Source organism: Psychrobacter sp. AOP30-A2-5 (genome assembly GCF_052378115.1).
Lineage (GTDB): Bacteria > Pseudomonadota > Gammaproteobacteria > Pseudomonadales > Moraxellaceae > Psychrobacter.
This window is the reverse complement of sequence record NZ_JBQSXK010000002.1, coordinates 183,951-203,387: the sequence shown is the minus strand read 5'-3', so window position 1 is coordinate 203,387 and position 19,437 is coordinate 183,951. Positions and strand designations below refer to the sequence as shown.

The following is a 19,437-nucleotide window of genomic DNA, read 5'->3' as shown; positions in this document are numbered from 1 at the left end:
ACTTATAGTATTTGGCGGTATCATACTTAGCAATTTGTGAATTGCATATCATGCCCATTATAACAGACGCTATTAGTGGTAAAGCCTGCTATTAAGTTGCGTGTGTCTGTAAGCGATTAAACTTTTCAGCAACCCTGTTTCTAAAAAAATATAGCAATGAAAGATATTCTCTTTAATGGCAAGTGCGATCACTTATTAGCTAACAGCAAAAAAAGCAGAGTACAGTTTATAACATGTACTCTGCTTTTCTAAGCGATGAATATTAAGCTATTACCACTTACTCAAAGCATGAAATCGGACCACCTCATTAGCGACGCGCTTTTTGATAAAGCGGCATGACTTTAGGCATCAATGATTGCAGTTGAGCAATACGATTACTGCTGGTCGGGTGAGTGCTTAAGAACTGTGGTGGCTCACCTTGGCTTGCGCTTTGCATTTTCTGCCATAAAGTAACTGCTGCTTGCGGGTTATAGCCTGCACGTGCCATTAGCTCTAGACCAATCTGATCGGCTTCAGCTTCTTGTGTGCGACTGTGTGGACGGCTCAGTCCCAAGTCACCAGCGACGTTTGCTAGCTCAGCCTGACCTTGTGACAGTCCAAAGATGCTAGCGGCCACGCCGATACCAGTTTGCGTGGCATATTGGCGTGAGAGACGTTCACGTGAGTGCTCACGCAGCGCATGTGACATCTCGTGACCCATAATGGCAGCAATCTCGTCATCAGTGAGGTTCAGGCGGTCAATGATACCCGAGTAAAACATGATTTTACCGCCTGGCACCACAAAGGCATTCAACTCATTAGATTTGATCGTATGCACTTCCCATTGCCATTTCACGGCATCTGGACGGTAGACGCCGACCTGACCGACCAAACGATTAGCGATATTTTTTAAGCGATTAAGCTGAGCTGTATTAGTATCTAGCACGCCGCGCGCTTTTGCTTCTTGCAATGTTTTGGCATAACTCTGTGCAGACAACTGCAAAACTTGCTCACTAGAAACCAGTAAGAGCTGCTGACGGTCAACGCCAACGGCACCGGTGCTGGTGGTGCTGGTACAACCTGTCAGAGTTAGTGCCGACAATGAAGCGGCCATCACGGTGGTGGTCAGTAATTTTCTCATAATAAACATCCTCGCTGTAAATGATAAAAAGTAAAATAGAACAAAGTGGCTGTTAATAATAAAGCGGTTGTCGTTAAAGTGATTATCGTTCAAATGACTCGTATTAAATTTTTTGTGGAATAAAGAGTTAAAGTAGCAAGTAAGGCAATTTTTTATTGATGTTCTACCTGTGCTTGCTACGCGACCTCAACAGTAAAATTTTACCCGAACTGTCATTAGGCATAAGTATAATAATGTTACCAAGGCAAAACCAATGCAGGAAAAGTAACAATACAACGTAGGATTGTAAGTGAGATGGACGCTGACACCAACAAATCTATTTTTCGCTACTCACTGTTGCAAACTTGATAGGTGGCATAAATATCAGTCAAAAAATTGACTCATAAGCAATGTGATATCATATAGAAGGGTAGAGCCTTAATTTTCTATCATTATTGTGGAAAACAAATCATATTATTTTAAATAAATAATTATTGATAAATCAATTATTTATGATGATTGCATCAATAAATAGCGAATTAAAGCCATAATATTGGAAATAAATTTTAAAAAAGTGGTTGACAGGCTCAGAATATTTGATAGAATAGCCAGCCTATCGAGACGGAGTTGTTGTTAACAACACTATGATTCGATAATCAGCGGGAATAGCTCAGTGGTAGAGCATAACCTTGCCAAGGTTGGGGTCGAGAGTTCGAATCTCTTTTCCCGCTCCAAATATGGCTTGAAAAAGCATCAAAGCCTCACTTTATCGTGAGGCTTTTTTTTGTCCTAATTTTAAGGGTTGTCATTGTTTCTTGAGAATATTTCGATGACATTCTAAGTTACTATCGACGGAATTCACGACATAGATTACTAAAAGTTGTAGCGTCAAAACTAAGTTACAAAAGGTGGTCAATTTGACACATTAGGCTCAGTTCAATCATGCATAATTATATAGATCGTTTAAACGAATATAACAACAAATAATCCATCTATAAACATGATGATAATAAGGAATAATTATGCAAGAATTCAAACATAGAGCATTTAATGAATTGTTTGATCTGTCAGGAAAAACCGCAATTGTGACGGGTGGTGCAAATGGTATTGGTAAAGCAACGGCGTTACGTCTAGCACAAGCTGGGGCAAATATCGCTATCGCTGATTTAAAACTAGAAGATGCAAAGGCTGCGGTCAAGGATATCGAAGTGTATGGTGTCAAAGGCTTGGCAGTCGAATGTAATATCTTGAAAGATGAGGATTTGGTCGCTATGGTAGACAAGGTAGTCGCTGAATTTGGCACTGTCAATATTTTAATCAATAATGCTGGTGGCGGCGGCGGTGGTCGTGAAAACCCAGCCACCGCATCGGTCGATGATATTCGCCGTGACTTTGAGTTGAATGTTTTTAGTGGCTGGCGCTTGTCTCAATTATGCGTGCCACATATGAAAGCGTCGGGTTATGGTTCGATTGTATTTACCACTTCGATGTCGAGTATCAATAAAAGTCCGAACATGAGTGGTTATGCGGGATCAAAAGCGGCTGTCAATCATATGGTGGCGAACTTAGCACATGATTTTGGCCCTGAGGTACGCGTCAATGCGGTTGGCCCTGGTGCCACGCGTACTGATGCATTAAAAACTGTACTAACACCAGAAATCGAAAAGAAAATGCTAGAGCATACGCCGATTCAACGTTTGGGTGAAGCTGATGATATCGCTGGTGCTATGCTGTACTTTGCCGCACCACTATCTGAGTGGGTCAGTGGTCAAACCATATTTGTGAATGGCGGCGGTGTGCAAACCTTAGACTAAGTTTATCTGCATCTGAAGGTATTTAAACCATGATGTTAAAGCTATAGTAAATAGTAAAAAAGCCGTTATGAAAAGCGTCATCCAATGTATAGTTGGGTGACGCTTTTATCGTTTTAGACCTATGTTTTATGATAAAGATGCTGGCGCATTGATAGGCTGTATCTTTCAGTTGACCGAATGTGCTCAAGTAATGATATTCAAGTTATTCAAAGCAAATATGAGCAACCTCATTGCAAAAGGTTTGCTTGCCATTTTTAAAGCCTGCTATGGCTTGTGAATTGATTCTAATCGCTTCTACCGCGTCTTTCGCTTCTAATATGACTAAGGTAGCCGGTGCTCCTACTTTAATCTCCGTTTGCCGTGACAAAAGCTTCGCTGCATTTTTGCTAATCATATCGAATACCTCCGCTATCTGCTCATCTTTTGCTAATTGAGTGATATTGGCATACATATTTGCCATTCTAATCAGTGAAGCATCACCGTAAGGCGTGAAAGCATTTAAAATATTATTGCTAGAAATAGTCGTATTGATGCCCATTGCTAATAGCTCATTGGCGTTGACCATGCCTCTAGGAATGAGCGCATCATAATCACGCCCATTCAAAAATATGTCGGTGGCTGGTAACACCGTCAAGGTAATGTCAGCGAATTTCAGTAACGCAGCCATTTCTATACGCTTGTCTTTGTCCATCGCCGATAATTTAGTCACATGACCAATAGACACGCGACCTTGATAATGGCGCTTGATGGTTTCTTCAACCAATTTTGGAATGCTCGAGCCTTGTGGATCCAGATCAAAATCTAAATGAAAATCAACATCGACGTCAAACTGCTCAGCCAAATCAAACACCATTTCAATATGCTTGTGAGGATTCTCGTCTTTGTATGGACATCCGCCAACCAAATCAGCGCCTTGCGACAATGCCAGTTTTAGTAGCTCATAAGTATGCAGGTCATTGGTCAATCCTGATTGCGCAAAGGTGCAAATCTCTATATCGATGGCAAATGCATAGGTATCGCGGGCTCTTTTGATGGCATTAAAGGAGCGCATCTCTGTTTTTGAATCTGTTTCAACAAAGGTGCGCAGACCAACGGTGCCTTTTTTAATCGCCATCTCAATCACTCGTGAAGCACGATTAAACACATCTACTTCCGTAAAATCCTTTTTAGCCTTACCTGTTTCTTCAACAGCCTCGTTTAAATCACCTTGCTCTATAGTACAGCGATCAAGGATGCAGGCTTTATCAAGGTGAATGTGGCTCTCATAGAATCCTGCACAGACAAAGTAACCTTTAGCATCGTAAATTGCTTTTGGCGCATCATCATGTTCAGGTTTTTCCGAAATGTCGTCAATGCTCTCAATATAAGCGCCGTTTATACTGATATTGACCAAGTTTTTATGATTGGGTAATTGGGCATTTTTTATAAGTAAATCGGGCATCGTTTTTCCTTAGTTGTTTGCTTGGAATGACTCAACGATCAATGGCATTTTAGTGTCAAGAGTGGGGTTTTAAACTTTAAATTCGCATGACTATTCGATGTTTTTATTTTTTCCTACCCAACGGTCGTTTTTTGTTCATGAGTGGTTAGGGGCAAGCGTCATCGAGTCTAATATATGGAATATAATGACCACCGCTACGGTATGTAGACTTTGTTTATAAATAGACTATATCGTTTTTACCAAAAAACATACTTAGTTATTAATGTTTTATTGTTATAATTATCTTATAAGTTTTGGGTGTATGTTAAGATATACTAATAATAAAAAGAGTAAATAATAAGCTAAATTTAGCTTCATACCTTGAAACTACGAAGGCATTTCTGTGATGGAATGACTTTATTTAAATACAATCAGATAAATGGGAAAAAGTATGTCAAATATCGATGAGTCGTTACAAGAATTAATGAATCTTGATGGTGCAATGGGTGGCTGTATCGTCGACTATATGTCAGGCATGGTACTTGGTATGGCTGGCGGCGGCGTTGACTTAGAACTTGCAGCAGCAGGTAACTCGCAAGTGGTAAAGGCGAAAGTAGCAACGATGAGATCATTAGATATCAAAGGTGAAATCGAAGATATGTTAATCACCTTGGAGTCTCAACTGCATATCATTCGTCCTACAGCCAAGCATGAAGACTTGTTTATTTATTTGGTGCTTGATAAATCAAAAGCCAATCTTGCATTAGCCCGCCGTAAGGTACAAGCCGTAGAAAATAAACTAGAGATATAATTCGGTGGTCGTGTTCAAAAAATGAGTGATTTATCAAACTCTCCTTGTTGCTTATCGTGCCTTAAATAAGACAAGAGTGGCAACAAAGTTAAATTCGCTATGTACGTACTGTACATAGCGAATTATTATTTTATAGACAGTAGGAATAACTTAACGAGCGTGAGCCGTTTTATCAAGTGGTGGCAAAATGAAGTGTATTGCATACGTCAGTAGAGTGCCTATCAGTGATCGCACTATTCGAATGCCTACTGGGTTATCAGACATCGTTAGCGTTTCTCGTAAGCACAATCCAAAATCGCAAATTACGGGTATCATCTCTTACCGTGAAGGTCAGTATCTGCAAGTGCTAGAAGGCCCTTATCTTGAAGTAGACAAGTTAATGAGTAAGATAGCTTCTGATCCTAGACACGAAGATCTTTGGGTATTTTTGGATGTGCGCGTGATCAAACGCAGCTTTAATAATTGGGCTGTGAGCGTGTTTGATTTTGTGGATCAAGGCAACTTTTTTAATGCGTTCATTGAGAACAATAGCGCTGTGTTAAACAGCTTTAATGAGTATCAACAAAGACGTATTCAACCGTTTATTGATATAAAAAAATCTGATACGGTGCCTGAAAAGTATTATGAAGGTAAGGATTTAAGATTGCTGGCATGGCCTGATCTCAACAATGAAAGCCAGCCGCAGATGATGATGAACCTGTGTATCAAATTGACTAAAAAGCCTTATTCGTTTAATGCACTAGCGGATAGTGGTGATTTTGGCAGCCATCATCAAGTCACACAGATTATCAGAGAGTTTGATCGTTTAGGTTTATTGAGCGTCACAGAGGCAGCACCGATACATGAGCAAACCGTAAATGAGAAAAAACCTAATAAATTTTATGGTGCGATCAAAAAATTCTTAGGAATGAGGTAAAAAATTGAATTATCAGAAGCTAGCAATCATTGGTGAAGTAGGTGCTGGAAAAACTCGGTTGGTCAAAACCCTAAGCGAGATAAGCCCCATCGAAACAGAAGCAAAATCTAGTATCGATATCGGTAAAGAGTACACGACGGTCGGCATCGATTATGGGCGCATCACTCTGTCTGACGATATGGCGCTAGGTATTTACGGTGTGCCAGGTCAAGAGCGGTTTTCTTTTTTATGGGAGTTTGTCAATCAGTCGCTATGGGGATTGCTCATTTTGATTAGATATGGCGAGACACCCGATTATGCCAATTTAGATAAGCTGTTACACTTTTTTGCGCCAGAAAAAAATCAGACCACGTGTATCATTGGTATCACTCATTGCGAAGATGCTGACAAAGATAGCCTTTCAGCACTGGGACAAGAAATAAGAGTGATGTTGATGCAGCATAACGTGGTGGCACCTGTGCTCCATACAGATCCTAGAAACAGAGGGTCCGCCGTGTCTCTGTTGTCATTATTTAATACCCTTAATAATCAAGACTAATGCCAGATATGACTATGTTAAAAGAAAAATTAGACGAAAAATCACCAGCAAAAATAGCGTTATTAAGCCACATGAAAGCATTGTGTGATGCCAATAGAGAATTCATATTGGTTAGCTTATGCACCACAGATGGCTTTCCCATTAGTTGCTTTTCAATCAGTGAATTGAGCAATCAAACGGACAAGTTTGCGGCGATGAGTAGCACGCTATCAGCGCTGAGCGATTCATCCGCGAGTCAAATGAAGCAGGGCAAGTGCGATATCACTATTGTCGAAGCCACTGCTGGAAATATGCTATTTGTCAAAACTGACTATATCGGTAAGCCTTGTGTATTGACCGTGGTAGCGCAGAATAAGATGGCACTAGCAGAAGCAAGATATAAGACCAAAAAACTGATTGGTGTCATTTCTGCTATCACTGAGTAAGGCGCATAAGTAACTAAGATTGCTGGATTCGGTAGGGCTATAAGCGATAATTCGACTATGATAGACATGTGATGTTATTCGCGTGATCAAATATCGACCTTGTATAAAGGTAATGCATTGACCTTTGACGGCCATATCTACTAAAAACTCAGCATTAGTGGCGTTAATTTTGGCATGAATCCTGTGCTTATGCTTTCTGCCTTCTTCATCGGTCAGCTCTAGGTTGCTTGTTGTGCCAAAACCATCTTGTAAAAATTCATGATTCTCCAAATCTGCTAGCGTCTCAAGTAATCCCATCCTGCTCAGATAATCGGGACTGGCACAGAGCGCATAACGAGTCAGCGCTAGCCGTTTTGCTCGGTCGCTGGAATCTTGCAGCTCTTAATGCGAACGGCGAGCTCATACCCTTCTTCGATCAAGTTAATGTGTCGATCAGAAAAATCCAACTCAGCGTTTAGGACGGGACAGCCAGTGCTGTATCTATCGGTGATGGCGCGTAATGAAGAATTTCTACAGTACATTGCGTAGAGGCTAGAGGCTTGTCGCGTATTAACTATCGGGCGAATAGGCTGAATTTATGCTGTTGGCTCTATTCTAAAATGAATGGTTCGATTTTGAAGTAAAAGGTTCTGCTGTGGTTATTTGACGCTATATTTACAGTGTTATTGTTCTGAAATTTAGAGGAGTTAATTACAGTCAATAAATTTTTTTGATAGCTTATTTTTTATAACCTGTTCTTTGATAGCGTAATATACAAAGCACCACTTAACGGATTGTTGAGCGGTGCTCTTTTGAGTCAAAATATCAGTTTTAGATAGTGGTTTTTTAGGTACTAATTCTAACGATACCGAGCTTAAAGATACTAAGCTTAAATATACTATCAAGGATAAATAGTTAGGCTTGGCTTTTTTTTCGACCCATCAAGCTATTAGCTACCCATGCTGGACCAATTAATAAGAATTGTAAGTCTTCAAAAAACGAGGGTTTTTTGCCTTCAATTTTATGACCAATGAACTGTCCAATCCAAGCAACCACAAAAACAGCCGCCCAAACCTTAAAGCCCCATGGTAATAATGCCATTACTGACAAACAAATAAGAATAAACATTCCCATCGCCAAGAATAACGGCGTGGATAGACGCATATAAAATAACAATACCAACGCGCTAAGTACCAAGGTAAACCAAACTGATAGTGACATGCCCATGCCTAACAGGCTGACAAATATAGTAGGAACGCATAGCCAATGGATTTTTTTATTGACTAGGTTTTGATGACTGACAGAATATTCACTAAGCCATTGCTCAAGTGTGCGTTTAGATAGGCGTTTTTGCTGAGTACGAGACATACTAACCTCCATGTTAGTAGATGAATTGAAAAATCTCTCCTATCAGTTGTAGCACTAATTGAGCCAGTCCACCACATTATCTGATAGACGGCACAGTCAAAACCTATAACGTTATCAACATGTTTGCCAATATCTGCGAGCTCTTCGGTTTTATTCTTTTAAGATATCAGCACTTATGACCATACAAGATAACCGTTAACCTTGTTCACTGCGCTGCCATTCATACAAACCAATAAAAGCGTTTATTTGATATATCATGGTTTGAATGGCAAAAATGTAATTGCCCGACATTAGATTGACGACGAGCCAGACAAAGTTAACGATAATCCATAACCACCAGTTAAATGAATAGCGCAAAATCATCGCGGCTTGTGCTGTAATGGATAGAACAAAGGCAATGACGTTGATCCAAAAGAAGGAAATAAATCCTAGGAATTTACTATTATCATCTTCAACCACTGCATAGCCATAGCTGGCGAGTAAATCATTTACCGTGGGAAAAAGTGCGAGACCAATAATAATAAAGGCGGCGGTAATCAACCAAACCGCTTTGCTCGCCGCCTTTGGTATCATGTCGCCATCAGGATCGGTATGTTTTGACCAATAAAAAATACCGTAGACATGGGTGAAAAAGTTAAAGAGCGGCGCGAGCATCAAACCGACTGCACCAGACGTCGCCTGCACGACGACTTCTCCCGCAGTCGCTGCCATTCCCAACCCGTTGCCCATGACGTTTTTGCGAAATGATAGCGAAACCACACAGACCAAACCAACGAAAGACACGCCCAAATAAAACATATCAAGTGTGGTGTGTTTTGTCGTGAGCCAAAAACCTGCGGATAATGCTATCACCCCGCAAATGAACCAAGTGACAATCCATTGCATCGCCCATTTTCCAGTAATGTTATCTAATAGCTGAATACGCATAAAGCCTTTTTCCTTAAAGTATTGAAACTACAATGAGTTCTTATTTTATTTTTTAGTATCCTATTATTTTTGTATTATCGCTATTCTTGCCATCGCTATTTTTACTATGTCGTCTATCTACCATAAACATACTGATCGATAAGCAGCAGCGCTTGCTGATAGCGCGCATCGTAATCTGGCTGATCAACCATGTGTGGTTTGATATCATGACGAGCAAAAATATCGACAAGACGTCGCTCAAATCGTCCACGCGCCTCAGGCGTGCCCAATGAGCGCATGCCATCATCAATCCACGGCGTATTGTTATCCAGCATAATGGTATGATCTAAGCGAAACTCATCGATACAAGCCGCCACAAAAGGATGGCTGCGACCTTCATATTCTTGACAAAATGCTTGAGTGGTCACAAAATCGGTATCAACGATGGTGACAGGAGCGGTCGCATTAGCCGCCGCATCTCTTATAGCTTGAGCATGCTGAAGGGCAATCGGACCATAGTCATTGTATTGTAGACCGATTTCACTACCGCCCAAATCTGTACCGACATATAAGCGTCCCATCTCTAAAGCAAAGCTGGCGCCATAATAATTGGCCAGTTTATGCACCAATGTGGTCTTACCTGAGCTTTCACCGCCAACAATCGCCACCGTTTTGGTATAGTCGCCGCGCGCTTGCGGGTGAATAGCTGACCAATGTGCGACTGGATTACGAGCGATGGCATAAGAATCAAACTCAGGCTGTAGCGGGGTCGTGATGACTGGCATCGATAATCGCTCATAGATATCACTCTGCGCCAATGGATGGTTTTCTGCGACAAACAAGACTGTATCTGCTGGTAAGTCGAGCGCTGTCGTCAAACGTTGTAGTTTGGCATTGCTAGCTGGAATGTCGATTGTCACATCAACGAAGCTATCATGTAGCGGCAGCTCAATCTCATGAGTGGTATGAATCCGGATAAATGGCAAATCAGCACACGCCATCTGTAGCCAACGTGCTTTGTCTTGCAAAGTAATGTCAAAATCTGGATGCGGTGCTGGATGCGCCATAATGATAATATGCAAGGTTTTCGCTTGTCCTGCCGCAGCCAATATACTGCGCATTTGACCTAAATGTAGTGGCTCAAAATGTCCAATCATCAATCCTGACTCGTACATAGCTTTCCTTAATTTTTAGTCATGCTTCATCGCACTAAGTATTTATAGGTAGATTTCTAAAATAGAGTTTGTTTATCAGCATGGTATAAAGGTTTAAGTAGATTTACAGGTAGGTTATTGTAAATAGGTGTTTTTTTATAAGATTGTCTTAAATATCGCATCATTTTTAATGTTACATCTATAACAATATCTATGTGCTGATAATGGCTAAATATTGAATTTGTAACAAGAGTTGTAATAAGAGGGTAACAAAGCCAGTCGTGAAACATTTTGAAATAATTATTTAAAATCAGCAGTTTACGAGGCTTTATGACAGGTTGGGGCAAGCTTAGGTAGCATAAACTCACAAAGTACAACTATACCTTCAACAGATAAATATTTAATAGTTGATATACTGATTCATAAGTTAAGAAGGTTAAGCAACTTCATGACTTCTGTTAGAAAATGGGCATAAAAAATAGAACAATAAGCGCAAAGAATAGAAGCTTAAATAATAATAGAAACGATAGGGAGGTATTTGGTTTGGCTAAACTGGCAAAACTACATCGCTCACAGAACAATCGCATGATAGCAGGTGTGATGGGCGGCATCGCTGAATACGTTGGTTGGTCTCCGACTTGGGTGAGAGTACTATTTGTGATTATCTCATCTTTAAGTGCAGCAGTACCAGGCATCTTAATTTATATAGTCTTATGGATAATCATGCCAAAAGCAACCAGTGCATCCTATCAATAAGATTGTTTCATATTTTAAAGCAGTACCATTTTGAATAGTAATGCTATCAAAATTCACTTAGATTAGATTAGATTAGATTAGATTAGATTAGATTAGTATCAAAAGAAAAGAACAGCAGTTCAACTAAAAAACAAAAAGCCTGACTCATCAGGATACCAAAGACATACTTTTCCTCCTGCCCAGATGCTCGCGCATTTGGGTATTTTTTTATCTGCTACTTTTGTGTCTCCTATATTGCAGCAGTTTGATTATAAATGAGCCTTATAACGACTCATTTAGGTCTGCAGCATAAATTTAATTGATGTAAATATAGATAAAATAGTCAATTTTTAGTAAGGTGAGCAGGCAAATAGAGTCGTTGCCGAATAGGCTGTACGAGTGCTATCAAAACTTTATTTATAAATATCCATTCCACAGTGGCTTTACTATGAAAACCCAAACTATGACATCCCAAGCGACAACTCCGATGATAGAAAATACAGACCCTCAACCGATGACGTTTCAGGATTTAATCCTAACCCTACAGAATTATTGGGCAGATAAGGGCTGCGTTATCTTGCAGCCTTATGATATGGAAGTCGGCGCGGGTACTTTTCACACCGCGACATTTTTACGCTCGTTAGGTCCTGAGCGTTGGAATGCTGCCTATGTGCAGCCATCGCGTCGTCCAACCGATGGTCGCTACGGTGACAACCCCAACCGCTTGCAGCATTACTATCAGTTTCAAGTGGTGCTAAAGCCAAATCCACCCAATATCCAAGAGCTGTATTTGGACTCGCTAAGAGCCATTGGTATTGATCCATTGGTGCACGATGTGCGTTTTGTTGAAGATAACTGGGAGTCGCCAACGCTGGGTGCGTGGGGACTAGGCTGGGAGATTTGGCTCAACGGTATGGAAGTGACGCAATTTACGTACTTCCAGCAAGTAGGCGGTCTTGAGTGCTTCCCAGTGACCGGCGAGATTACCTACGGTCTTGAGCGCTTGGCGATGTATGTACAAGGCGTCGATAGCGTTTATGATTTGGTCTGGGCAGATGGTGAGTTTGGCCGTGTTACTTATGGCGATGTCTTCCATCAAAACGAAGTTGAGCAGTCGACTTATAACTTTGAGCACGCTGATGTGCCAATGATGGGTCAGATGTTTGATTTTTATGAGCAGCAAGCAGATAAATTGGTTGCCGAAGGTTTGCCATTACCTGCCTATGAGATGGTACTAAAAGCCTCACATGCCTTTAACTTACTTGATGCTCGTGGTGCGATTTCAGTGACCGAACGTCAGCGTTTTATCCTACGAGTACGTACGCTTGCCCGTAAGGTTGCCATTGGTTACGTTGAAGCACGCGCTAAGTTAGGCTTTCCATTAGCGGATGAGGCACATCGTCAAGCGGCGCTCGATAAGTATTTGCCAAAAGAAGAAGCCGCTGAGAATACAGCTATTGATAACAATCAATCTACTAATAACAATAAATAGGAGCATCCCATGAGTACCATTTTATTTGAACTGGGGTGTGAAGAGCTACCTCCAAAAAGTCTAAAACCGCTACGTGATGCGCTACAAGCGAGTGTCACTGAACAATTAAATGAAGCTGAAATTGGCTTCGATAGTATTAAAGCCGTTGCCGCACCGCGTCGTTTGGCGCTTCAGATTCAGGGCATTAGCGATAAGCAGCCGGATCGCAGTGAGCAAAAACGCGGCCCTGCGATTAAAGCCGCGTTTGATGCGGAAGGTAATCCAACACGTGCAGCAATGGGTTTTGCTAAAGGCTTAGGTATTGAGGCCAGCGAGTTGATAACGATTAACACCGACAAAGGTGATTATGTCGGTTATGAGCAAGTCATTCATGGTCAAGCAACTACTGAACTGTTAGCTACCATTTTTCAGACTGCACTAGACAATCTACCGATTGCTAAGCGTATGCGTTCAGGTGTCAGCCGCAATGAGTTCGTGCGTCCAGTACAATGGGCAGTATTGATGCAAGATAGTACTGTCATTGACGCTACTATCCAAGGCCATCAGACAGGCGCGCAAACTCGTGGTCATCGCTTCCATAGTCCTAATTATCATGAGATTGCGCACGCCAATGACTACGAAGAATTACTAGGTAGTTTAAAAGTCGTGGCTGATTTTGATAAGCGTCAAATGCTGATCAAAAACCAAGTCAAAGCGCTAGCAGATGAAGTCAATGCTGATGCTATCGTGCCGCAAGATTTGTTGGATGAAGTCACCGCATTGGTTGATTTCCCGATTGCACTGCGAGCAAGCTTTGAGCCGCGTTTTTTACAAGTGCCGCAAGAAGCGCTTATCTCGACCATGCAAGCGGATCAAAAGTATTTTTGCTTAACTGATAAAGCAGGCAAGTTGCAGCCTTACTTTATTTTTATTACCAACATTGAGTCAAAAGATCCCAATCAAATTATCGAAGGTAATGAGAAAGTCGTACGTCCACGTTTGGCCGATGCCGAGTTTTTCTTCTTACAAGATCAAAAACAGCCATTATTTGCGTTGACAGAAAGCCTCAAAACTCGTGTCTTCCAAGACAAGCTGGGTACGATTTGGGAAAAATCTGAGCGTATTGCCAAGCTTGCCGCCTTTATTGCCGCCTTGATGCAACAGCAGGGTCAGCAGATTGATATCGATGAAACGGTGCGTGCGGGTATTTTGTCAAAAGCTGATTTGGCAAGCTCATTGGTCGGTGAATATCCTGAATTACAAGGCATCGCAGGCACTTATTATGCGCGTCTGAATAATGAGCCAGAAGCAGTCGCGGCAAGTTTAGAAGAGCAATATTTGCCCAAGTTCAGCGGTGACGTATTACCACAGACGCCAATTGGCATTTGCTTAGCATTAGCCGACCGTTTAGATACGCTGGTCGGTATTTTTGCCATTGACCAAGCGCCGACAGGGTCAAAAGATCCGTTCAGTTTACGTCGTTCAGCCATCGGTATCTTGCGTATTTTGATCGAAAAGCAATTGCCAATTAATCTGGTTGCACTTGTCGAAGAAACTATTAAAAACTATGGCAAACAGAATGCGATAAAGCTTATCAATGATGAAAAGACTATGGATTTGAGTATTAGCGATACCTTCACTCAGGTCATGGCATTCTTAAACTCGCGCTATCGGGCGATGTATACCGAGCAGGGCGTTAGCGTTGATACTATCCAAGCAGTGCAAGCGATTAACCCGCATATGCCACTTGATTTTGATCAGCGTATTCGCGCGGTACAAGCCTTTAGCGAATTGTCACAAGCCTCGATGCTTGCTGATTCAAACAAGCGTGTCGCCAATATATTAGCCAAATCAGAAGTGAGTGTTGCTGATAATGTCGATGAAGCGTTATTATCTGAGCCTGCCGAGCAAGGTTTATACGCAAGTGTGCTGCAAGCGCAGACGGCGGTTAAACCGATGCTAGAACAAGCGGATTACACACAAGTGTTGCAAACGCTTGCCAGCTTAGATGAGCCGTTGACGCAATTCTTTGATAATGTGATGGTCAACAGTGAAGACGCCGCCCTTAAAAACAACCGCTTAGCGCTGCTTAAGCAAGTACGTGCATTGTTTTTAACCGTCGCTGATATCAGTGAGTTGCAGCTATAGTTTCACTAATATAGATCGCTCACTTTATTTTCTGTTTAATACAAAAACTGGTCCGCTATGGCCAGTTTTTTACAACGTATCATGGCATTTATTGATAAATTACCATGATAAATGGATGGACAATTAACTCGCTAAAGCATAGCACTATCGTCAGTATTGATGGTTAAGTTATACTGTTCAGACGTATTGAATAATCCGCCAAACGGCTTTTATCATTCATAGCGCTTACTCATATTTAAAGGAGCACTGCCGTGTTTGCTGTTATCATTATCATCATCGTTATTTGGATAGTAATGTGGGGGTTTTATAAATTTATGTACCCGCGTGCGCCCAAAAGCATGATGCCAAAAAAAGGGGATGTGATCACACCGCGTCAGTGCAATTTTTGTGGCAACAGCTTAGCTGAATACCGCGGCGTCCTTGAAACCAAGCCCAACTTGGCTGCAAATAGTGAGAGTGCTATTGGCGAAAACCAAGCATTGTTTTTTTGCAATTATGAGCATCAAGCAGACTTTCATGCAGGTAAAGTTTATAACTCTAATGTATAAATAATTATATTATGACTTAGGCATAAAAAAGCGCTTGGCTCATCAGAGCGAAGCGCTTATTGTTTCGTCGCGTAATATGCGCTTATAAAACAGACTGTGCGTCTTTCATAATTTTATTTAATAGCGCTTCAGATTGTTTGTCTTGCTGTAGTCGATCTTCATCGCTTCTTTGATTGGTGTGTATTTTTTCATACAAATTCAAGCAGCACAGTACCAAGATGCTTTCTTGACTGAGGCTTGGCGCATCTCGTTTGAGATCTAGCGCATGGTTATTGATATACGAGACAGCTGAGAGCAGCTCTTCTTGTTCGTGTACTGGGCAATATATAGGATAAGTGACACCCGCAATTGCAATATCGACCTTCTTGATTTGTGGTTCAGGGATAGTGGTTTTCACAGTAGCACTCGACGTACTTGAACCAGTTGCAGCGACTGGTTGTGGTTTAGAAGAAATATTTTGCTGTTGGCCATTTTGCGGCTGTTTTTCTACAGAGTTTTTGTGGTCATCGGTCATGATAAATCCTACAATGTTTGGTCAGTAAAATGAGTAATATAAGATATTACCGTTTTGATTTTGTCGGTTTCATTAGCAAGTAGTGATTATCGGTCATCGCTCATTGCCATCACTGATCAGCCTTCTACTTGATCAATGTGGGTTAAGCGTTTTAATACAACTTGTGTACGCTCCGCTGCCAATTGATTCTTTTTCTGCAGCTCACTGTTTTGCTGTTTAATATCGCTATATTGCTGCTTTAATTCATTATTTTGTTGCTGTAACTGGCTATTTTGTTGTTGCAATTGGCTGACCTGTTTTTGCAATTTATCTTGCTCTTCGCCTATCATATGATGCGCTTCAGCCAAGCTTTGGTAGCGCTTGTCGAGATCGTTCAATTGTTTTTTGGCACCGTCGCGTTCGCTATGACTAGTGTTGAGCTTGGTCGTTAATGCTGCAAGCTCTTGAGGGTCGCTAACAGGATGCTGTTTGAGGCTGCTAAGTTCAGCACTGACAAGCTGATACTGTTTTTTTATGTCGAGTATCATTTTTTCTAATATTCTAAGTTGATCATACATAGTCAGTTTTTATCCTTAACAAGTAAGCGTGAATGAATTTTGTTCTCTGCGTTTAATAATGCCATAGGTGACCGCATAATATCTATATCAACAAAGTAATTACCTATATTAGACGTTGTTTGTTTATTTTTATTAGCCATGGTTTGATTGATAATATCAAGCGATGTCTCACACCTATTTTATCCGTCTGTTTTTATTTTTTAAGCAATAATCAATCACTAGGACCTCTATTATGAATGACAATATATCTGGCTGGAATACATGGCTGACTGCTTTTGATGACTGGACTGACGTGTCTATCAGCGAGGTGCATGGCTTGATGACAGGGCTTATGACTGCCTGTAATGCGCCTGATGAGCAAGTATGGGCTAAGGTATTTGAGGAGCTCAGTTTTGCGCCGTTACCTGATGAGGCATTGACACTGTTAACAGAAGAAGCGGAAGACACTGTTTTTCAGCTTAAAGACAAAGACGATGCTTATTCTTACACGCCATTAGTACCAGATGATGAACATGATTTGTACGAGCGCGTGATGGCATTGAAACAGTGGGCAAATGGTTTTATGACGGGTTTTGGGATTACCGACTGTGGTCTCAGTGGTGACGAAAATGAGATGCTGTCTGATTTGGCTAAAATCGGTGGTATTCGCTTAGAAGATGATGAAAAATTTGAAGGTGGCGAAGAGTCTTATCTGCATATTTATGAGTTTGCGCGCATGGTGCCAGTGAGCTTTGCCACCCGCACGCGTAAACCTGTTAAAGATATTGCCCTAATTGCCGGACTGGCTATCGATGCAAAAACCACCAAAGAGCTACAAGCAGAAGGCAAGTTACCAAAGCCAATGCCGCCAGTCGTCGATGCGATGAATCAAAACCGTCCTTCATAATAAAGACGCTATCGTAAGAAGCAATCTGTTATAAAAGCCAACTTATTATCCATGCTAGGGCGTGTCCTCAATCTAAGAGAAAGCCACTAAATGGGATAAAAATAGTTAAATCTTGCAAAACTACGTTAAACAGCTGGTTAATGTCCCGATATTATCTGCGCTATTTTTCTGATTTGGCTATCATTTATCTCATTTTTATCACCATTTTCAAAATGAGGACACGCCCGAGTATTTTCTAAAAAGATATGAGAGATTTTAAGAGTCATTAATGGCGCTTAGATAATAGAAGGGAGATTATGATGATCAACGACAATGATATGATGTATTTGCGCCGCTGCGTAGAGCTGGCTACTGAAGCTTTAGAGGCGGGCGATGAGCCATTTGGTAGCGTATTGGTCGACGGCGATGGTCATGTGCTGCATGAAGATCGCAATCGAGCCAATACGGTCGATGCTACTTATCATCCCGAGATTGCCGTTGCCAAATGGGCAGCAGCAAATATGACAGCGGAGGCGCGCGCTAACGCTGTGGTTTATACCTCGGGCGAGCATTGTGCCATGTGTTCGGCTGCGCATGCGTGGGCAGGGCTTGGTCGTATCGTTTATGTCAGCTCATCAAAACAGTTGGATGAATGGATGCAGGAGATGGGCGTAAAATCCTCATCACCGATCAATTCATTAAGTATTCAAGAAGTAGCACCAAATGTATCAGTACAAGGTCCGATTGCTGGATTAGATGCAGAAGTAAAGGCGCTGCAACAGCGCGCATTTCAAAGACGCTAACGCTTTCTATTTTTACCATTCCAGAAATTACAGTAGCGAAAAACGAGTGCGAGTACTACATCTAGTAGGCTTGGAAAATTTAACATCGCCAACCGTATTTCTAAAATCGGTATTATATCGTGATAAGGATATTTCATGACTTCGAACAATAATAATCAGCTCAAAAATACGTCTTACCCTGCGCATAGTATCGATTGGCTCACACGCTTGATTGCTTTTGATACGGTCAGTCGCCATTCAAATTTAGCCTTGATTGAAGATGTGCAAGCATACTGTGAACAATTAGGTTTGATAATAGATTTGACTTTTAATGAAGCCAAAAACAAAGCCAATTTGTTCGTCACTGTGCCAGCAGGGGTAAACGCTGACGAAGTCAATCACGGTCTGGTGCTGTCTGGTCATACTGACGTAGTACCAGTTGATGGTCAAGATTGGACGTCAGATCCATTCACTGCGACGATACGTGGCGATAAGCTATATGGACGCGGTGCATGTGATATGAAAGGCTTTATCGCTTGTGCATTGACGTTATTACCACGCGCTGTGCAATTATCAAATAGCGGTCAGTTACGTCGTCCACTGCATTTGGCATTATCATTCGATGAAGAAGTGGGCTGTTTGGGTGCGCCATTGATACTGGCAGATTTGAAAGCGCGTGGTATCACCCCTGATTATTGTATCGTCGGTGAGCCAACCAATATGACGATGGTTGTGGCACATAAAGGCATTGCCGTTTATCGTTGCCGCGTCCATGGTAAGTCTGCGCATTCGTCATTGACCACCCAAGGTGTCAATGCTATCAGCTATGCCAGTCGTTTGATTGGTTATGTCGATGAGTTAGCAGAAGAGATTAGTCATCGCAGTGATAATGATGCACTGTTCGATGTGCCTTATTCGACATTGTCTGTAGGCACGATTCGAGGTGGGACGGCAACCAATATTGTCCCCAATCTGTGCGAGTTTACCTTTGACTATCGTAATCTGCCGCATATGACGCAAGAGGATATTCTTGCACCGATTCAAGCGAAAGTGGCAGAATTAAATGCCCAGATGCAGGCACGTGCTGCCGATACTGGCATTGAGCTGATGCAAGAAGAAAGCGTACCGGCAATGACTGATAACGACAGTGCTGAATTGCAATCGTTAATAGCCGCACTGACTGGAGATAACGAGCGTCATAAAGTGGCTTATGCAACTGAGGGCGGGCAATTTACCAATGCTGGTATCCCAACGATTATCTGCGGTCCCGGTAGTATTGAGCAAGCACATAAAGCCGATGAATATGTCGAGCTGAGTGAAATTGAGCGCTGTGATAGTTTTTTACAGAAGTTATTAGACAGCTGTACGATCAATTGATGGATTGAAT

Annotated in this window: 21 protein-coding genes and 1 tRNA gene; 13 read left to right on the top strand and 9 right to left on the bottom strand. The window is 41.6% G+C overall.

What is annotated here, in order from left to right; genetic code table 11:
• Window positions 1–307 precede the first annotated feature (307 nt).
• Complete coding sequence (locus ACT3S4_RS03230) at window positions 308–1,120, bottom strand: M48 family metallopeptidase (RefSeq protein WP_444760439.1); 813 nt, start codon at window positions 1,118–1,120, stop codon at window positions 308–310.
• A 638-nt stretch (window positions 1,121–1,758) separates the two neighbouring features.
• Between ACT3S4_RS03230 and ACT3S4_RS03225 the strand changes: the two genes are divergently transcribed.
• Both ACT3S4_RS03225 and ACT3S4_RS03220 read left to right on the top strand, forming a co-directional pair.
• Window positions 1,759–1,833, top strand: a tRNA-Gly gene (locus ACT3S4_RS03225).
• A 288-nt stretch (window positions 1,834–2,121) separates the two neighbouring features.
• Complete coding sequence (locus ACT3S4_RS03220) at window positions 2,122–2,913, top strand: glucose 1-dehydrogenase (RefSeq protein WP_193007180.1); 792 nt, start codon at window positions 2,122–2,124, stop codon at window positions 2,911–2,913.
• A 202-nt stretch (window positions 2,914–3,115) separates the two neighbouring features.
• Here ACT3S4_RS03220 and ACT3S4_RS03215 read toward each other — a convergent pair whose 3' ends face one another.
• On the bottom strand, window positions 3,116–4,354 hold the full coding sequence (locus tag ACT3S4_RS03215) for an amidohydrolase family protein (protein WP_444760438.1): 1,239 nt from the start codon (window positions 4,352–4,354) through the stop codon (window positions 3,116–3,118).
• Window positions 4,355–4,784: 430 nt separating this feature from the next.
• On the opposite strand from ACT3S4_RS03215, the gene ACT3S4_RS03210 reads away from it, so the two are divergent.
• The 4 genes from ACT3S4_RS03210 (at window position 4,785) to ACT3S4_RS03195 (ending at window position 7,023) form a co-directional block, all read left to right on the top strand.
• Window positions 4,785–5,144, top strand: coding sequence for a roadblock/LC7 domain-containing protein (locus tag ACT3S4_RS03210; RefSeq protein ID WP_444760437.1), 360 nt, complete (start codon window positions 4,785–4,787; stop codon window positions 5,142–5,144).
• Between the two features lie 187 nt (window positions 5,145–5,331).
• On the top strand, window positions 5,332–6,060 hold the full coding sequence (locus tag ACT3S4_RS03205) for a BLUF domain-containing protein (protein ID WP_444760436.1): 729 nt from the start codon (window positions 5,332–5,334) through the stop codon (window positions 6,058–6,060).
• Window positions 6,061–6,064: 4 nt separating this feature from the next.
• The gene (locus ACT3S4_RS03200) at window positions 6,065–6,598 is read left to right on the top strand and encodes a GTP-binding protein (protein WP_444760435.1); all 534 of its coding nucleotides are present in this window, start codon (window positions 6,065–6,067) and stop codon (window positions 6,596–6,598) included.
• An 8-nt stretch (window positions 6,599–6,606) separates the two neighbouring features.
• Window positions 6,607–7,023, top strand: coding sequence for a roadblock/LC7 domain-containing protein (locus ACT3S4_RS03195; RefSeq protein WP_444760434.1), 417 nt, complete (start codon window positions 6,607–6,609; stop codon window positions 7,021–7,023).
• Here ACT3S4_RS03195 and ACT3S4_RS03190 read toward each other — a convergent pair.
• The 5 genes from ACT3S4_RS03190 to nadR all read right to left on the bottom strand — a co-directional run bounded on the left by ACT3S4_RS03190 (window position 6,961) and on the right by nadR (window position 10,451).
• On the bottom strand, window positions 6,961–7,329 hold the full coding sequence (locus ACT3S4_RS03190) for a hypothetical protein (protein WP_444760471.1): 369 nt from the start codon (window positions 7,327–7,329) through the stop codon (window positions 6,961–6,963). The genes ACT3S4_RS03195 and ACT3S4_RS03190 overlap by 63 nt on opposite strands.
• Before the next feature lie 38 nt (window positions 7,330–7,367).
• Window positions 7,368–7,544, bottom strand: coding sequence for a hypothetical protein (locus ACT3S4_RS03185; RefSeq protein WP_444760433.1), 177 nt, complete (start codon window positions 7,542–7,544; stop codon window positions 7,368–7,370).
• A gap of 373 nt (window positions 7,545–7,917) precedes the next feature.
• Window positions 7,918–8,370 (bottom strand): Mpo1 family 2-hydroxy fatty acid dioxygenase, encoded by a 453-nt coding sequence (locus ACT3S4_RS03180; RefSeq protein WP_198329499.1) that lies wholly within the window; start codon window positions 8,368–8,370, stop codon window positions 7,918–7,920.
• 195 nt (window positions 8,371–8,565) lie between these two features.
• Window positions 8,566–9,297, bottom strand: a complete 732-nt coding sequence (gene pnuC, locus ACT3S4_RS03175) for a nicotinamide riboside transporter PnuC (protein WP_444760432.1) — start codon at window positions 9,295–9,297, stop codon at window positions 8,566–8,568.
• Between the two features lie 113 nt (window positions 9,298–9,410).
• Window positions 9,411–10,451 carry a multifunctional transcriptional regulator/nicotinamide-nucleotide adenylyltransferase/ribosylnicotinamide kinase NadR gene (gene nadR, locus ACT3S4_RS03170; protein WP_444760431.1) on the bottom strand — a complete coding sequence of 347 codons (1,041 nt, stop codon included), beginning with the start codon at window positions 10,449–10,451 and terminating at the stop codon, window positions 9,411–9,413.
• 522 nt (window positions 10,452–10,973) lie between these two features.
• Here nadR and ACT3S4_RS03165 point away from each other — a divergent pair.
• The 4 genes from ACT3S4_RS03165 to ACT3S4_RS03150 all read left to right on the top strand — a co-directional run bounded on the left by ACT3S4_RS03165 (window position 10,974) and on the right by ACT3S4_RS03150 (window position 15,332).
• On the top strand, window positions 10,974–11,186 hold the full coding sequence (locus tag ACT3S4_RS03165; protein ID WP_198332146.1) for a PspC domain-containing protein: 213 nt from the start codon (window positions 10,974–10,976) through the stop codon (window positions 11,184–11,186).
• A gap of 493 nt (window positions 11,187–11,679) precedes the next feature.
• Window positions 11,680–12,657 (top strand): glycine--tRNA ligase subunit alpha, encoded by a 978-nt coding sequence (glyQ, locus tag ACT3S4_RS03160; protein ID WP_201615386.1) that lies wholly within the window; start codon window positions 11,680–11,682, stop codon window positions 12,655–12,657.
• Window positions 12,658–12,666: 9 nt separating this feature from the next.
• Entirely contained in the window at window positions 12,667–14,784 is a 2,118-nt protein-coding gene (gene glyS, locus ACT3S4_RS03155; RefSeq protein ID WP_444760430.1) for a glycine--tRNA ligase subunit beta, read from the top strand.
• A gap of 251 nt (window positions 14,785–15,035) precedes the next feature.
• Window positions 15,036–15,332 (top strand): hypothetical protein, encoded by a 297-nt coding sequence (locus ACT3S4_RS03150; RefSeq protein ID WP_227676006.1) that lies wholly within the window; start codon window positions 15,036–15,038, stop codon window positions 15,330–15,332.
• A gap of 82 nt (window positions 15,333–15,414) precedes the next feature.
• Here the strand turns inward: ACT3S4_RS03150 and ACT3S4_RS03145 are convergent, their stop codons facing one another.
• Together ACT3S4_RS03145 and ACT3S4_RS03140 are read right to left on the bottom strand one after the other, a co-directional pair.
• Window positions 15,415–15,846, bottom strand: a complete 432-nt coding sequence (locus tag ACT3S4_RS03145; RefSeq protein WP_201560631.1) for a cell division protein ZapA — start codon at window positions 15,844–15,846, stop codon at window positions 15,415–15,417.
• Window positions 15,847–15,962: 116 nt separating this feature from the next.
• Complete coding sequence (locus tag ACT3S4_RS03140) at window positions 15,963–16,403, bottom strand: hypothetical protein (RefSeq protein ID WP_055124734.1); 441 nt, start codon at window positions 16,401–16,403, stop codon at window positions 15,963–15,965.
• A gap of 232 nt (window positions 16,404–16,635) precedes the next feature.
• On the opposite strand from ACT3S4_RS03140, the gene ACT3S4_RS03135 reads away from it, so the two are divergent.
• The 3 genes from ACT3S4_RS03135 (at window position 16,636) to argE (ending at window position 19,427) form a co-directional block, all read left to right on the top strand.
• A complete protein-coding gene (locus ACT3S4_RS03135; protein ID WP_201560632.1) occupies window positions 16,636–17,289 on the top strand; it encodes a UPF0149 family protein in 654 nt (217 codons plus the stop codon).
• A gap of 299 nt (window positions 17,290–17,588) precedes the next feature.
• Window positions 17,589–18,071, top strand: coding sequence for a nucleoside deaminase (locus ACT3S4_RS03130; protein WP_201560678.1), 483 nt, complete (start codon window positions 17,589–17,591; stop codon window positions 18,069–18,071).
• A gap of 135 nt (window positions 18,072–18,206) precedes the next feature.
• Window positions 18,207–19,427, top strand: a complete 1,221-nt coding sequence (argE, locus tag ACT3S4_RS03125; RefSeq protein ID WP_201560633.1) for an acetylornithine deacetylase — start codon at window positions 18,207–18,209, stop codon at window positions 19,425–19,427.
• Window positions 19,428–19,437: the final 10 nt, after the last annotated feature.

What these genes read in the sequence shown, in the direction of transcription:
- ACT3S4_RS03220 (WP_193007180.1), top strand. Translation starts at nt 2,122, where the DNA reads ATGCAAGAATTCAAACATAGAGCATTTAATGAATTGTTTGATCTGTCA.
- ACT3S4_RS03210 (WP_444760437.1), top strand. Translation starts at nt 4,785, where the DNA reads ATGTCAAATATCGATGAGTCGTTACAAGAATTAATGAATCTTGATGGT.
- glyS (WP_444760430.1), top strand. Translation starts at nt 12,667, where the DNA reads ATGAGTACCATTTTATTTGAACTGGGGTGTGAAGAGCTACCTCCAAAA.
- ACT3S4_RS03180 (WP_198329499.1), bottom strand. Translation starts at nt 8,370, where the DNA reads ATGTCTCGTACTCAGCAAAAACGCCTATCTAAACGCACACTTGAGCAA.
- ACT3S4_RS03215 (WP_444760438.1), bottom strand. Translation starts at nt 4,354, where the DNA reads ATGCCCGATTTACTTATAAAAAATGCCCAATTACCCAATCATAAAAAC.
- ACT3S4_RS03130 (WP_201560678.1), top strand. Translation starts at nt 17,589, where the DNA reads ATGATCAACGACAATGATATGATGTATTTGCGCCGCTGCGTAGAGCTG.
- ACT3S4_RS03185 (WP_444760433.1), bottom strand. Translation starts at nt 7,544, where the DNA reads ATGTACTGTAGAAATTCTTCATTACGCGCCATCACCGATAGATACAGC.
- ACT3S4_RS03230 (WP_444760439.1), bottom strand. Translation starts at nt 1,120, where the DNA reads ATGAGAAAATTACTGACCACCACCGTGATGGCCGCTTCATTGTCGGCA.
- ACT3S4_RS03135 (WP_201560632.1), top strand. Translation starts at nt 16,636, where the DNA reads ATGAATGACAATATATCTGGCTGGAATACATGGCTGACTGCTTTTGAT.
- ACT3S4_RS03195 (WP_444760434.1), top strand. Translation starts at nt 6,607, where the DNA reads ATGACTATGTTAAAAGAAAAATTAGACGAAAAATCACCAGCAAAAATA.
- ACT3S4_RS03205 (WP_444760436.1), top strand. Translation starts at nt 5,332, where the DNA reads ATGAAGTGTATTGCATACGTCAGTAGAGTGCCTATCAGTGATCGCACT.
- argE (WP_201560633.1), top strand. Translation starts at nt 18,207, where the DNA reads ATGACTTCGAACAATAATAATCAGCTCAAAAATACGTCTTACCCTGCG.
- glyQ (WP_201615386.1), top strand. Translation starts at nt 11,680, where the DNA reads ATGACGTTTCAGGATTTAATCCTAACCCTACAGAATTATTGGGCAGAT.
- pnuC (WP_444760432.1), bottom strand. Translation starts at nt 9,297, where the DNA reads ATGCGTATTCAGCTATTAGATAACATTACTGGAAAATGGGCGATGCAA.
- ACT3S4_RS03140 (WP_055124734.1), bottom strand. Translation starts at nt 16,403, where the DNA reads ATGTATGATCAACTTAGAATATTAGAAAAAATGATACTCGACATAAAA.
- nadR (WP_444760431.1), bottom strand. Translation starts at nt 10,451, where the DNA reads ATGTACGAGTCAGGATTGATGATTGGACATTTTGAGCCACTACATTTA.
- ACT3S4_RS03145 (WP_201560631.1), bottom strand. Translation starts at nt 15,846, where the DNA reads ATGACCGATGACCACAAAAACTCTGTAGAAAAACAGCCGCAAAATGGC.